Annotated in this window: 12 protein-coding genes; 4 read left to right on the forward strand and 8 right to left on the reverse strand. The window is 71.3% G+C overall.

The annotated features are described in order from the left end of the window. Positions 1-164: 164 nt before the first annotated feature. The 5 genes from ACZ6C1_RS28060 to ACZ6C1_RS28080 all read right to left on the reverse strand — a co-directional run bounded on the left by ACZ6C1_RS28060 (position 165) and on the right by ACZ6C1_RS28080 (position 6,326). Positions 165-1,049 carry a geranyl diphosphate 2-C-methyltransferase gene (locus ACZ6C1_RS28060; protein WP_469244413.1) on the reverse strand — a complete coding sequence of 295 codons (885 nt, stop codon included), beginning with the start codon at positions 1,047-1,049 and terminating at the stop codon, positions 165-167. 13 nt (positions 1,050-1,062) lie between these two features. Continuing rightward, on the reverse strand, positions 1,063-2,457 hold the full coding sequence (locus tag ACZ6C1_RS28065) for a family 2 encapsulin nanocompartment cargo protein terpene cyclase (RefSeq protein WP_469244415.1): 1,395 nt from the start codon (positions 2,455-2,457) through the stop codon (positions 1,063-1,065). A gap of 98 nt (positions 2,458-2,555) precedes the next feature. Beyond that, positions 2,556-3,968 carry a family 2B encapsulin nanocompartment shell protein gene (locus ACZ6C1_RS28070; RefSeq protein ID WP_469244417.1) on the reverse strand — a complete coding sequence of 471 codons (1,413 nt, stop codon included), beginning with the start codon at positions 3,966-3,968 and terminating at the stop codon, positions 2,556-2,558. Positions 3,969-4,241: 273 nt separating this feature from the next. Next, entirely contained in the window at positions 4,242-5,486 is a 1,245-nt protein-coding gene (locus tag ACZ6C1_RS28075) for an MFS transporter (RefSeq protein ID WP_469244418.1), read from the reverse strand. A 123-nt stretch (positions 5,487-5,609) separates the two neighbouring features. Next, the gene (locus tag ACZ6C1_RS28080) at positions 5,610-6,326 is read right to left on the reverse strand and encodes a TioE family transcriptional regulator (protein ID WP_469244420.1); all 717 of its coding nucleotides are present in this window, start codon (positions 6,324-6,326) and stop codon (positions 5,610-5,612) included. Between the two features lie 58 nt (positions 6,327-6,384). Between ACZ6C1_RS28080 and ACZ6C1_RS28085 the strand changes: the two genes are divergently transcribed. Continuing rightward, the gene (locus ACZ6C1_RS28085) at positions 6,385-7,617 is read left to right on the forward strand and encodes an erythromycin esterase family protein (RefSeq protein ID WP_469244422.1); all 1,233 of its coding nucleotides are present in this window, start codon (positions 6,385-6,387) and stop codon (positions 7,615-7,617) included. A 16-nt stretch (positions 7,618-7,633) separates the two neighbouring features. Here the strand turns inward: ACZ6C1_RS28085 and ACZ6C1_RS28090 are convergent, their stop codons facing one another. Further along, the gene (locus ACZ6C1_RS28090; RefSeq protein ID WP_469244423.1) at positions 7,634-8,524 is read right to left on the reverse strand and encodes a helix-turn-helix domain-containing protein; all 891 of its coding nucleotides are present in this window, start codon (positions 8,522-8,524) and stop codon (positions 7,634-7,636) included. Positions 8,525-8,722: 198 nt separating this feature from the next. On the opposite strand from ACZ6C1_RS28090, the gene ACZ6C1_RS28095 reads away from it, so the two are divergent. Then, on the forward strand, positions 8,723-9,031 hold the full coding sequence (locus tag ACZ6C1_RS28095; RefSeq protein WP_469244425.1) for a hypothetical protein: 309 nt from the start codon (positions 8,723-8,725) through the stop codon (positions 9,029-9,031). Between the two features lie 148 nt (positions 9,032-9,179). Here ACZ6C1_RS28095 and ACZ6C1_RS28100 read toward each other — a convergent pair whose 3' ends face one another. Together ACZ6C1_RS28100 and ACZ6C1_RS28105 are read right to left on the reverse strand one after the other, a co-directional pair. Then, positions 9,180-10,745, reverse strand: a complete 1,566-nt coding sequence (locus tag ACZ6C1_RS28100) for a phytoene desaturase family protein (RefSeq protein ID WP_469244427.1) — start codon at positions 10,743-10,745, stop codon at positions 9,180-9,182. A gap of 83 nt (positions 10,746-10,828) precedes the next feature. Beyond that, the gene (locus ACZ6C1_RS28105) at positions 10,829-12,244 is read right to left on the reverse strand and encodes an amidase (protein WP_469244429.1); all 1,416 of its coding nucleotides are present in this window, start codon (positions 12,242-12,244) and stop codon (positions 10,829-10,831) included. A 218-nt stretch (positions 12,245-12,462) separates the two neighbouring features. On the opposite strand from ACZ6C1_RS28105, the gene ACZ6C1_RS28110 reads away from it, so the two are divergent. Further along, entirely contained in the window at positions 12,463-12,612 is a 150-nt protein-coding gene (locus ACZ6C1_RS28110) for a hypothetical protein (protein WP_469244431.1), read from the forward strand. An 80-nt stretch (positions 12,613-12,692) separates the two neighbouring features. After that, positions 12,693-13,097 (forward strand): CU044_2847 family protein, encoded by a 405-nt coding sequence (locus tag ACZ6C1_RS28115; RefSeq protein ID WP_469244433.1) that lies wholly within the window; start codon positions 12,693-12,695, stop codon positions 13,095-13,097. Position 13,098: the final 1 nt, after the last annotated feature.

Here is a 13,098-nt window from a genome sequence, read left to right on the forward strand (position 1 = left end):
CTGCTGCTTACGGCGCCCGTCCCCCTCCACCGCGCCCGTACATACCCCCCCCCCCCCCCCCCCCCCCCCCCCCCCCCCCCCCCCCGCCCCCCTCCCCCCCCCCCCCCCCCCCCCCCCCCCCCCGGCGGTCGGCGGATCGGCCGGTCGACGTGCCGACGGGCCGGTCAGACCCGGTCGGCCGCGATCAGGACGTACTGGAAGGAGCCGTCCTTGTACGAGTTGATGAACGCTTCCTCGATGCCGGTGACCAGGGAGGAGGTGGCCCGCAGCTCCCAGTAGGGCAGGGTCGCGGCAGTCAGGTCGACCACGGCCTGCGGTACGAGACGGTTGTCGGCCATGGCCCTCAGGTACTCCCGGCGGGAGTGGATGTTGCACTCGAAGTGCGCGTTGATCTGGGAGACCCACTTGGAGGGCTGGCCGTAGCGCGGGTTCCAGCAGCCGGTGATGGTCACGTAGCGGCCGCCGACCGCGAGGATGCGGGAGTGCTCGGCGAAGAGGTCGTGGAGGTCGACGTACATGCTCGACTCGTTGTTCCACGAGCCCGCCGCCCGGCCCGTCTCGAAGGGCATGTCGAGCATGTTGCACACGCGGGCGCGGACATGGTCGTCGATGCCGAGTTCCCCGGCGCGCCTGTTGGCGAAGTCGGCCTGCTTGGCCGACAGGGTGACGCCCTCGACGCGGCATCCGAAGCGCTGGTGCGCCATGACCATGGAGCCGCCCCGGCCGCAGCCGGCGTCCACGAGCGTGTCGTCGTGGCCGATGGAGCCGAGGTGGTCCAGGAGCACCTCGGCCTGGGCCGACTCCAGACGGTGCAGCTCGGCGATCAGCTTCTTCTCGTACTCGCTGTCGTCGGGGCCGCCGAGGGCGGCGTGGTCGACGTCGCCGATGCCGTAGTGGTGGTGGTACAGCCCGTCGACGTCGCCGAGACGCAGGTTCACGGGCCTGGCCTCCTGGTCCCAGTAACGGGCGATGTCACCCTGGTAGGGCGACGCCGGGGAGGGAACGAACGTGGAGGTGCCGTTGGCGGTGGTGAGCTCGGTGCTGGTCACAGATAAGTCCTTCTTACCAGAAATCGGGCAGGCTGTAGCGGTAGGTGTTGGTCATGTGCCAGTAGTGGTTGCCGTCGACCCAGACGGCCACCCCTCGCAGGAAACGCAGCACGCTCGGCACGGGACAGGCGGCGGCCAGGGCTGCGGCTTCGGATTCGAAGGCGTGCATGAGGTCGTTGTGAACCTCGACGGCCTTCAGGTAGGCGTCCCGTTCGGACCGGTCCTCGCGTTCGGCGATGACCACGGGGAGGTTGAGGTGACGGCCGGGACTGTCGAGTTCCTTGGTGTACGAGTACAGGTCGTTGACGATGGTGGTCGCGTTTCCGGCGAGCGCGATGACCCTTTGCATGGCGGGCTGGGCGTGCAGGTCCGCCGGCAGCTCGTACCCTCCGACGGCGTCCGTGATGGTGGGACAGGGACGGAAGTTGTTGAACTGACGCATCGCCAGGTACTCCCACACCTCCGGCACATGATCGGTCTCCGCCCACGCGGCTTCCGCCAGGTACCCCATGTGCAGACGGGCCATGTCGTGCCGGTACCGGTCGGCCTGGGACGGCGTGGCCAGCCGGGTGAAGTACTCCATGGCGGAGCGGTAGGCGCGCCGGGGGGCGTCCGACTCGAGCGACTCCACCCAGCCCGGCTCGTACTCCTTCGTCGTGTGCAGCGGGTCGAGAGCCGTGTGCGCCAGCAGAAGCCGGCTGCCGAGACCGATGGGTGAGCCGCCGTGGTCCTCGCAGTAGCAGTCGTCGACCGCGTTCTCGGCGACCATCAGCCGCGTGGCGATCATCAGGTGGTCGATGGTGGGAGCGTCCGGGTGGCAGGCGACCATGTAGCGCCCGACGGAGAAACCGTCGAACTGGTCCTCCCACTCCGGGGGGTACGCCTGGACCTCGTCCACGGCCCATGACTTGATCCTGCGGCTGACCTCGGCCACCCGCACCGGATCCGGCTCCGCGACCGGGTGGTGGTAGAGCCCGGGGATCGGCCTGCCCTGCGCCGGTGCCTCCGGCGCCGGGGGCGCCTCGGGCTCCTCGTGCCGGACCAGGTGCAGACCGGCCGTCCCCAGACCGCTGGGGCCGCGCAGGATCCGTTCCAGGGCGGGGTTGCCGTTGGGCAAGGACATGGACGCGGATGCGGATACGGGTGCGGGTGCGTTCGCGGACGCGGCCGCCGGTGCGGATGCGGTCGCGGAGGCGGACCCGGGCGCGGATGCGGATGAGGTCGCGGGCGCGGGCATGGTGACGGCGGTGCGCACGGAGGGCGGGCCGGGCAGGGGGGACAGGGTGGGCGGGACGTCGGCGGCGGCCTCGGCCCCGGTGGTGCGGGCCTGCTCGACGACGTGGGTGCCGAAGCGTTCCGCAGCGGCGGGCAGGCTCGACTGCAGAGGGGAAAGCCCAGGATCGGGCATCCGTAGCTCCTTGGTGAGGTGGGTGGGCTGCCCCGGGTCCCGGGCGGGCTCGCCCGGCCCGGGAAGGTCCGGGCCGAGGTGGCCGTCGGACGGGTCCACTAGTCTCGCCTGCGAGCGATCTGCACGTTCTCCAACACGCCGAGTGCGTCGGGCACCAGGATGGCGGCGGAGTAGTAGGTCGTGACCAGGTACGAGATGATCGCCTGCTCGCTGATGCCCATGAAGCGCACCGAAAGGCCCGGCTCGTACTCCTCCGGCAGGCCGGTCTGGCGCAGACCGATGACGCCCTGGTTGTCCTCACCGGTTCGCATGGCGAGGATGGAGCTGGTGTTCTCCTTGCTGATGGGAATCTTGTTGCAGGGCAGGATCGGGACCCCGCGCCAGGCCGGGACGTGCTGGCCGCCGACGTCGACGTGGTCCGGGTAGATCCCGCGGGCGTTCCACTCCCGCCCGATCGCGGCGATCGTCCTGGGGTGGGCGAGGAAGAGCCTGGTGCCGCGACGGCGGCAGAGCAGCTCGTCGAGGTCGTCCGGGGTGGGCGGGCCGGAGTGGGGCTGGATGCGCTGCTTGAAGGCGGCGTTGTGGAGCAGACCGAACTCCCGGTTGTTGATCAGCTCATACTCCTGGCGCTCGCGCAGCGCCTCGATGGTGAGCCTGAGTTGCTCCTCCGTCTGGTTCATCGGCCCGTTGTAGAGGTCGGCGACCCTCGTGTGGACCCGCAGGACGGTTTGCGCGACGGAGAGTTCGTACTCGCGCGGGTTGAGTTCGTAGTCGACGAAGGCGCCGGGCAGCTCGACTTCGCCGGTGTGACCCGCGGACATCGCGATCTCGGCCTCGCCGTGACGGTTCTGGCGCTGCAGGGGCAGCGAGCTGAACCGCCGGATGTGCTCCTGGAGCGTCGGCGCGGAGGACATCACGGCGGCGAAGTCGGCGCGGGACAGGGTCAGCAGGGTGCCCGAGGTCTCGGCGGTGGCGGTGTAGTCCCAGGTGGCATCGGCGTCCAGGAGGGCGTTCTCGCCGAAGCGGTCGCCGTCGGCGAGGACGGCGACGGTGACCTCGTCGCCGTACTTGCCGACGGAGGTCTGGTTGACGCGGCCGTGGGCGATCAGGTGGATCTGGTCGGCGGGAGCACCGCGCTCGGCCAGCACCTCGCCGGCCCGGAAGTCCCGCTGGACGCACCGGCCCGCGATCGTGGTCAGCACCTCCACGTCGTCGAAGCCCCGCAGCAGGGCCAGTTCGCCGAGCTCGCGGGGGATGACGCGGACGGAGGCGCCGTCCTGGACGAACTCGATCTGCCCGTCGCCGACGGTGTAGGTCAGCCTGCGGTTCACCCGGTAGGTGCCGCCCTTGGTCTCCACCCAGGGGAGCATCCGCAGCAGCCAGCGAGAGGTGATCTCCTGCATCTGCGGGGCGGACTTGGTGGTGGTGGCGAGGTTGCGGGCGGCCGCGGTGCTCAGGCTGGACTGCCGAGGCGGTTCCGGCCGCGTGTCCGGGCTGGTCTCAACGGTCATCGGGTGAGCTCTCCTTGGCGAGGGGGGTGAGGGGCGTACGCGCGCACGCCGGTCGGCGAAAGAGGCGAAAGACGTGCAAGACGTGCAAGACGTGCAAGACGAGCAAGAGGAGCAAGAAGGAGCAATCTCTTGGGAATCCGTCCAGATCCCGGGGAACACTAACGGCCGGTAGGCCCCGTTCGCCCCATGAGAACGAGATCATTACCTCGATGCGGTGATCTTGCTTGGCGCGAGGTTTGCCCGAACGACCGATGACGCACGGAGCCGGATCGGTCAGACGGTGTCCGGGGCCGGCCGTCGCTCGCCCTGTGTCGTGTGCCGGCGGCGGGGAAGCAGGAACGGGGTCATCAGCATCAGGACACCGGCCACCCCGATCGCGGCACGCGACCCGATGAGGCCGGCCAACACGCCCCACAGGGTGGTCAGTACGGCGACGCCGGCGTTGCTGGTGACCGTCCAGGCGGACAGGGTCCGGGCGACCCGGTCCGTCGCGGTCTGCCGCAGGCGGTAGGTGGCGAACACCGGGTTGAACACGCCCATGCAGGTGATCATGCCGAACTGGACGGCCACCACGAGCACGATGCCGGCGGCGCCCGGCTGGACGAAGACCAGCCCGAGCAGCCAGCAGGCACGCAGTGTTCCGGCGGTGAGCATCACCCGGTGCTCACCGAACCGCTCGACCAGTGGACGGGCCAGGCGTGAACCGAGGATGCCGCCGACGCAGGGGAGTCCGAAGGCGAGTCCGTACTGCCAGGGGGCGAAGCCGAGCGGCCCGAGCATGAGGACGGCGAGCAGCGGCGAGGTGGCCAGGATCAGGCCATTGATCAGGACGGTGTTGAACAGCAGCGGGCGGAGCGCCGGGTGGGTGAGGACGAACCGCCACCCCGCGAACAGTTCACCCGTCCTCGTGCCCGGTTTCCCGGTGCGCTCCGGCCGCTGTTCCGTGCCACCGATCGCGTGGATCCCGAGGGCGGAGAGCAGGTAGCCGGCCGCGTTGGCGACGACGGTCGCCACCGGGCCGAGCAGGCCGATCGCGGCACCACCGAGCGGCGGTCCCAGCACGGTGGCGGTCCAGGTGGTGGATTCCAGCCGCCCGTTCGCGATGAGCAGGCCCTCCGGCGGCACGAGTGCCTTCAGGTACGCCCCGCTTGCCGCGCGGTACGTGATGCCGGTGGCCGCGAGGACCACCGACACCACCAGGAGGTGGGCGAGGCCGAGCACATCGAAGAGGAACGCGAGGGGGATGGTCATCAGCGCCACGAAGCGGACGAGGTCCATCGCGATCATCACCGGCCGCTTGCGGCGGAACTCCACCCACGGCCCCAGCGGCACCGCCACCAGGGCTCCCACCGCCGGCCCCACGGCCGCCAGCGCCGACACCGCGGCCGGCCCGGCGTCCAGCACGAGGATCGCCATCAGGGGAAAGGCGTCGAAGGCGAGCCACGTACCCACGGTTCCGGCCGTGTACGACGCCCAGAGCAGGCCGAACCCCCGCCCCAGGGACTGTGCCCCCACCACGCTCCCTTTCCCTTGCCCGCCTTGGACCGTCGCTCGCGGAACGGTGAGATCGAAGCGAGCAGCGTACCGGGTGGCCCCGGCCCGGGAGCAGGCCGACATCGGGGGGATCCGGGCTCCCGGGTGTCATCCGCGCTCGTCGAGGTACGCCTCCAGCTCCGCCGCTCCGGTCAGCATCGCCCGGCCGCGGGCGGCCAGCCGGCCGTGCCAGTCGCGCAGGGCGGCCTCCAGAGGCCGGAGCCCGCCGGCCGCCCGCACCTGGGTGATCAGCGGGGCGATCTGCTCCAGCAGGTGGCCGCCCCGCCTGAGTTGGTGGACCAGCCGGGCGTCCCGTACGTCGTCCTCGTCGTAGACGCGGTACCCGGTCCGCGGGTCACGGCGCGGTCGTACCAGCCCGAGGCGCTCCCAGGTGCGCAGGGTCGCGGGCCGGACGCCGAGCTTGTTCGCCAGCGGTCCGATGAACGTGCCGCCGGGCTCGGGCGCCGCGGTGGTGGGCTCCAGGTCGCGGAGGGCGCTCTCGACGGCCTGGAGGGTCCGCCGGTCGTCGAGGAGCTGGGCGTGGCTCTCGTCAATGTGACGGAACGCCTCTTCGGCCGCGCCCTGGTTCACGGCCCGCATGATCGACGTCGCCGTGCGGTGGCCGTGGCCGGGCAGCAGGGCGAGGAACGCGCGCAGGGCCGCCGCGTGCAGCGGGGTGTAGGTGCGGTAGCCGTGCGGTGTGCGATCGGCGGGCGGCAGGATGCCGGCCTCCTCGTAGTTCCTGATGGCCTGGGTGGACAGACCGTGCCCCCGTGCCAGATCAACCGGCCTGAGCCGCCTGCCGGTTTGAAGGTTTCGCCCCATGAGGCCGAGGATACTGCGCAAAAGTTTCAACCGAGGCTTCAACGATAGCGTTGATGGCATGGCTACCGACATCAAGGACACCGCCCATGCCGTCGCGGCTTCCGCCGTCATGAGGCTGCTTCCGGCCCGGCCCAGGCTGCTCGCCCTGGGCGAGCCCACCCATGGCGAGGACGCCCTGCTCGACCTACGCAACGAGCTCTTCCGGCAGTTCGTCGAGCAGGAGGGCTACCGAACGATCGCGATCGAGAGCGACTGCGTGACGGGCCTGCTCGTGGACGACTACGTCACCTCGGGCACGGGCACGCTCGACGAGGTCATGGAGCACGGATTCAGCCACGGCTGGGGCGCCTCCGCGGCCAACCGTGAGCTCGTGCGCTGGATGCGCACCCACAACGACGGCCGGCCCGCCTCCGAGCGGATCCGCTTCGCCGGTTTCGACGGCCCGCTGGAGATCGCCGGCGCCGCGAGCCCCCGGCAGGCCCTCACCGCGCTCCACGGTTACCTCTCCGCCCGGGTGGACGCGAGCCTCCTCCCCTGCACCGCGGAAGCACTCGACCGCCTGCTCGGCGCCGACGACCGGTGGACCGAGCCCGCCGCGATGATGGATCCGGCCCGGTCCACGGGTCGGTCGGCCGAGGCCCGGGAACTGCGGTTGCTCGCCGGCGAACTGGTGGCACTGCTCGACGAGCAGACGCCGCACCTGCTGGCGGTGACCTCCCGGGACGACTGGGACCGGGCACGCCTGTACGGGCGCACCGCCACCGGCCTGCTGCGCTACCACCACTGGATGGCCGACACCTCGGCGGTCCGCCTGACCCGGCTCGCGGGCGTACGGGACCGGATGATGGCCCACAACCTCCTCGCCCTCGCCGACCGGGGCCCGGTGCTGGTCCACGCCCACAACTCCCATCTCCAGCGGGAGAAGAGCTCGATGCGCATGGGCGGGATGCCGCTGGAGTGGTGGGGCGCCGGTGCGCTGGTGAGCGCCCGGCTCGGCGCGGAGTACGCCTTCGTGGCCACGGCCCTCGGCACGATCCGGCACCAGGGGGTGGACACGCCGCCGCCGGACACCGTCGAAGGTCTCCTGTACGCGCTCCCGGAGGAGCGCTGCCTGATCGACGCCCGGCGGCTGGCCGCCGTCCTCGGCGACAGGCGGCCCGCGCCCCGCGTGTCCCCGTGGTTCGGCTACGCCCCCTTCGACCCGGCCCACCTGGCGGACAGCGACGGCATCGTGTTCGTCAGGGACGTTCCGCGCAGTGTGTCCGGCGGACAGGTTCCGTCCAGCGGGTGACGTGCGGGACGTGAGGTCAGCGTGGGAACGCGACCGAGGTGAAGGGGTGGGTGAGGGTACTGGTGTCGCCCGTGGCGCCGTGGGCGGCGAGTGCCTGGAGGCCGGTTGCGGTCATGCCGGCGAAGGCGCGGAAGTCGCGGGCGAGATGGGCCTGGTCGTGGTAGCCGCACGCAGCGGCCGTCTCGGCCCAGGTTCCGCCCGGCTTCAGCAGCCTTGTCAGGGCTTTCTGAAAGCGGAGAACACGGGCGGCGCTCTTGGGAGCGAGGCCGATCTGCTCCGCGAAGAGGACCTCCAGGCGGCGACGGCTCCGCCCGGTCGCCTCGGCCAGTCGCCCGACCGGCAGCGTGCCGTGGCTGGCCCGGAGCAGGGACCACGCCTCCGACACCACGGGTGAGGGCCAGCAGCGGCTGTCGGCGAGCCGCAAGGAGATCGCCGCGTCGAGAATCGCCCAGCGGCTTCCCCAGTCGGCCGCGGAGGCGAGTTGCTCGGTCAGGCCGGCGCCCCAGTGTCGTCCCAGGACGTCCGCCGGGTGGGCCATGCTGTCGGCCAGGCGATGAAGCGGCATGCCGAGGAGGGCGTAACCTCCCAACGGCGTCAGCTCCACCTGGACGCCGTGGCCGGTGCCGCCGGTGCGGCTGGTCACCGGGCCGGTCTGCAGCCCCAGCAGCACCGCGTCCCAGCCGCTGCCCGATGGCTGTTCCCGGTCGGAGGCGAGGTCCAGCGGGGCTCCCCACGTCAGACACAGCGTCACGGTGGTCGAGGGGAGGTTCAGCCTCCGTGTGACCGGCGCCGCACTCATGCGGTAACCGGTGTAGCTGACCACATGCGCCCGCAGCGGTGCCGGGGGACGGTGGCGCACCCGGCAGCGCTCCGAGGCCGAGCCGTTCGGTGCTGACTCGCGGGCCACAACCGCCGCCCTTCTCGATCCACCCGGGCTCCCGAGGACACGTGCCCGGCAGAGTGCGCGTTCCTACAAGACGCGGCCCGGCCGTGGTTCCAGTCTGGTGGTGTTCACAACGGGTCGTGAAGCCAAGATCACGCCATCTGGTCGCCGGCGTGTTGTCGGCCACGGCGCCTTTCCTCCAGACGAATCGAAGGAGCACCCATGCGTTTCCGTACGGCTGTCGCAGGACTGGGGATAGGAGCGGCACTGGTGGTGGGAGGTGTGTCGGCGCCCGCGCAGGCCGCCGCCCACGACGGGGCGTCCCCGGCGCTCGGGCCCTCGTGCGACAAGGGCAAGAACCTCACCAACGGGTGGGGGAAGTGCAGGACTCCCGGGAACTACAAGTGGCGTGTCAACGTCGACTGCACGCTGGGGGGTTGGGGGTCGAGCAGCACCGTGACCGGAGCGACCCGGACGAACGCGTACTGCAACTGGGGCAACGTGGAGTACGTGTCGATCGAGTTCCTCTGATCAGCCCTGCGCCTGCGGCGTCCCACCGGTGCCGCGAGCGCGCCGAGGTGCTGACCGCCGGACCCTGATCCGCGGTCGTCCCGGAACGGCCCGGCCGCAGGGGTGCCGGGCCGTTCCTCCGCGACGGCGTCACCACGCCACCGGCCGGTCAGCCGCCCAGCACGGCCATCGCCGCGTTGTGACCGGGGATGCCGCTCACGCCGCCGCCGCGCACGGCGCCCGCGCCGCACAGCAGCACGTTGGGGTGGGCGGTCTCCACACCCCAGCGTCCCGTCGTCCCGTCCGCGTACGGGAAGGCGAGGGAACGGTGGAAGATGTTGCCGCCCGGCAGCCGCAGTTCGCCCTCCAGGTCGATCGGCGTCTTGGCCTCGATGCAGGGACGGCCGTCCCGGTCGAGTGCGAGGCAGTCGGCGAGCGGCTCGGCCAGCACCGCGTCCAGTTCCGCCAGGGCCGCCTTGACCAGGGTGTCCCGTGCCGCCGCGTTGTTCCGGCGGAACAGCCGGGCCGGGGTGTGCAGGCCGAACATCGTCAGCGTCTGGTAACCACGGGCGGCGAGTTCCGGACCGAGGATGGAGGGGTCGGTCAGCGAGTGGCAGTAGATCTCCGAGGGCGGGGCCGACGGGAGCCGCCCGTCTGCCGCCTCCTGGTGGGCGCGGGCCAGTTGGCCGTAGCTCTCGGCGATGTGGAACGTACCGGCGAAGGCCTCCTTCGGGTCCACGGAGGTGTCCCGGAGCCGTGGCAGGCGGCGCACCAGCATGTTGACCTTGAGCTGCGCGCCCTCGGCGGACTCGGTGACGGTGTCCCCGAGCATCCCGGCCAGCGCCTGAGGTGAGGCGTTGACGAGGACCTTGCGGCCCCCGACGGTGGCCTCGCCGGAGCCGTCGTCGTAGGTGACGAGCGGGAGGCTCGCGTCGGGTTCGATGCGCACCACCTCGTGGCCGGTCGCGATCTCGGTGCCCGCTTCCCGTGCCACCCGGGCCAGTTCGTCGGTGAGCGCCCCCATGCCGCCGATCGGTACGTCCCAGTCGCCCGTCCCGCCGCCGATGACGTGGTAGAGGAAGCAGACGTTCTGGGCCAGTGAAGGGTCGTGCGCGTCGGCGAAGGTGCCGATGAGCCCGTCGGTGAGCACGACACCGCGTACCACGTCGTCCCGGAACCGCTCCTCGACGGCGACACCGAGCGGTTCCTCGAACAGCGTCCGCCAGGCTTCGTCGTCGCCGATCCGGGCGCGCAGGTCCTCGCGGCTCGGCAGCGGTTCGGTGAGTGTGGGGAACACCCGCCGGGCCACCCGGCCGGTCATGTCGTAGAAGTCCCGCCAGGCCGTGTACTCGGCGTCGGAGCCGGTGAAGTCGCGGAAGGCGGTCCGGGTCCGCGCCTCTCCGCCGCCGATCAGCAGACCGGTGGCGCGACCGTCGCGGACGGCCGGGGTGTACGAGGCGATGGACCGCTTCCGCACCCGGAAGCGCAGCCCGAGATCGGCCACGATCTTCGAGGGGAGGAGGGACACGAGGTACGAGTAGCGCGAAAGACGCGCGTCCACGCCGGAGAAGGCGCGGGTCGACACCGCCGCGCCGCCGGTGGTGGCGAGCCGTTCGAGCACGAGCACGGAACGTCCCGCACGGGCCAGGTAGGCGGCGGCGACCAGACCGTTGTGACCGCCACCGACAATGACGACGTCGTAGACGTCCTTCGCGAACGCGGCTTTCCGAGGCATGCCCCTTGCTAACACGCCGCCCCGCAGGCCCACAATCACGCGACGGGCGCAGGCGTCCGGTCAAGCCGAACGGGTCCGTGCGGTCACACGTCCTGGATACGCCGGAAGGGCCGGTCCTGCTCCAGGGCGAAGGCCACTTCGAGCAGCGTCCGTTCACTGCCGGGGCGGCCGGAGAACATGACACCGATCGGCAGACCGTCCGCCGTCGTCCGCGGGGCCGGCACCGAGATCGACGGTGTGCCGACGACGTTGTTGAGCGGTGTGAAGGCGACGTACGCGAGGATCCGCTCGATCAGTTCCCGATAGGGAACGGTCGGGCTGAGGTGGCCGATCGGCGGCGTGGTGTGGGCGAGCACGGGGGAAAGGACGAGGTCGAGCCCGCGGAAGGCCGCCGCGTACGCCTCCCTCGTACGCTTCAGCCTCCGCAGTGTGCCCGGGGTGTTCCGCCAGTTCGCCAGGTAGGCCTCGCGCAGCCCCCGGCTGAGGCCGTCCATGCGGCGCCGGTCGAAATCCGTGCCGAGGGTCCGGCCCGTGACGCCGAGGAGGAACGACAGCAGGCCCCAGTAGGTGAGGAAGTCCTCGGTGAAACGCGGGTCGAGTGCCAGCTCCACCGGCTCCACGGTGTGGCCGAGCCGTTCGAGTGTCGCCGCCGTCTCCGTGACGGCGGCGCGGGTGGCGGTGTCGGATGGGACACCGTTGGGCGAGTCCAGCAGGAACCCGACGCGCAGCCGCCGCTCCGAGGGGCCTTCGACCAGCCCCAGGGGTGGGAGCTTCGGGTTGCGCCAGTACGTCTCGGCGGCGGCGAGGAACGCGGCGGTGTCCCGGACGGAACGGCTCACGACACCGTCGGAGACGATGTCAATGGGCAGTTGACGGCTCTGGGCATTGGGCAGGACCCGGCCACGGGTCGGCTTGAGGCCGACGAGTCCGCACGCGGCGGCGGGGATCCGGATCGATCCACCGCCGTCGTTGGCGTGCGCGATGGGCACCGCCCCGGCAGCGACGAGCGCCGCGCTGCCGCCCGACGAACCGCCCGCCGAATAGTTTGTGTTCCACGGATTGCGGACGGGCTCGGCGCCCTCGTACTCCGTGGTCGGACTGAACCCGAACTCCGGCAGCCGGGTCTTTCCCAGCACCGTGACGCCGCTGCTCAGGAACTGCCGGGCGAACGGCGCGTGCCGCCGTGCGGCCCTCGGGGTGAAGGCAGCGCTGCCGTGGCCGGTGGGCAGTCCGAGGTAGTCGGTGTTGTCCTTGACGAACGTCGGCACCCCGGCGAGGGCACCGCCCTCCCCCGCGGCGTGCGCGGGCGCGTCGATGTGCACCTGGACCGCGTTGAGCCGCGCCTCCACCGCCCGCACCCGCTCGGCCGCGTCCCGGGCGACCTCGGCGGCGCCCACCTCGCCCCGCCGGAGGGCATCGGCGAGCCCGACGGCGTCGTACTCGCCGAGGGCGTCGTCCCGGAAGGCGTGCACCGTGGTTCGTTCCTCGAAAGTCGTCACCGCTACCTCAGCCCCCGGCCGTGTGGATGGTTGTGCGCCATCATCCCCTACCAGCGGGTAACGGGCGAGGGGGGCGCGCCTACTCGCGTCACGGACCGGAGATGTCCCCTTCGGCGGCCGTGTTCCGCCTTTTCAGTCCGCTGCCGTCCCGTCGGGCAGCGCGGCGAGCGCGGCGCGGTCCACACGCCCCGGCGGGCTTCTCGGACCCCCGCGTCCCTGTGGGTGGACTGCGCCACCGGGACGACTGCACGGAGGACCGGTCCGACCTGGACGCGTTCCCGGGCGACCACTTCTCCCCGACCGCCCGCCACGCGGAGGGCACCCGTAGCCTGGCCGACCGCCTGCTCCCCGCCCCGTCGGCGGCCTGACCGACCGGGAAGACGGCCTCAGCCGCCGGGGAGCGGAGGGCTTTTCAACGCACGTCATCTGCACGGAGGTTGGCTTCGTTATGATCACCAGCTCCCAGCCGCTGGAGGATGTCATGACCGAACGCCTTGTCCACGTCGAAGTGCCCCTGGGCGACGGCAGCGACGAAACGATCCGCGTCCAGATACGGGAACAGGAGGAGGACCTGGTACGGGTGGGCCGGGGAGGGCGGTCCATCGCGCGGGCCGAGCGGACTCTGGGCGAAATGCTGGACACCGTACGCCCGGTGGCCGAGAGCTTCGTCGGCCGCTTGAGAGGAATGGCCGACGCACCGGACGAGATCACACTGGAGTTCGGCGTATCGCTGTCGGCCCAGGCGGACGTCGTCATCGCCAGCACCGCGACGTCGGCCAATTTCACCGTGAGTCTGACCTGGAACAGGAGTGACACCCGGGACACGACTGACCATAATCCGCAAGGAACGTGAC

The sequence above is a fragment of the Streptomyces sp. NPDC041796 genome, assembly GCF_055590785.1.

Coding starts and splice junctions, on each gene's coding strand:
- ACZ6C1_RS28065 (WP_469244415.1), bottom strand. CDS start 2,457: ATGCCCGATCCTGGGCTTTCCCCTCTGCAGTCGAGCCTGCCCGCCGCT.
- ACZ6C1_RS28070 (WP_469244417.1), bottom strand. CDS start 3,968: ATGACCGTTGAGACCAGCCCGGACACGCGGCCGGAACCGCCTCGGCAG.
- ACZ6C1_RS28080 (WP_469244420.1), bottom strand. CDS start 6,326: ATGGGGCGAAACCTTCAAACCGGCAGGCGGCTCAGGCCGGTTGATCTG.
- ACZ6C1_RS28085 (WP_469244422.1), top strand. CDS start 6,385: ATGGCTACCGACATCAAGGACACCGCCCATGCCGTCGCGGCTTCCGCC.
- ACZ6C1_RS28095 (WP_469244425.1), top strand. CDS start 8,723: ATGCGTTTCCGTACGGCTGTCGCAGGACTGGGGATAGGAGCGGCACTG.
- ACZ6C1_RS28100 (WP_469244427.1), bottom strand. CDS start 10,745: ATGCCTCGGAAAGCCGCGTTCGCGAAGGACGTCTACGACGTCGTCATT.
- ACZ6C1_RS28115 (WP_469244433.1), top strand. CDS start 12,693: ATGATCACCAGCTCCCAGCCGCTGGAGGATGTCATGACCGAACGCCTT.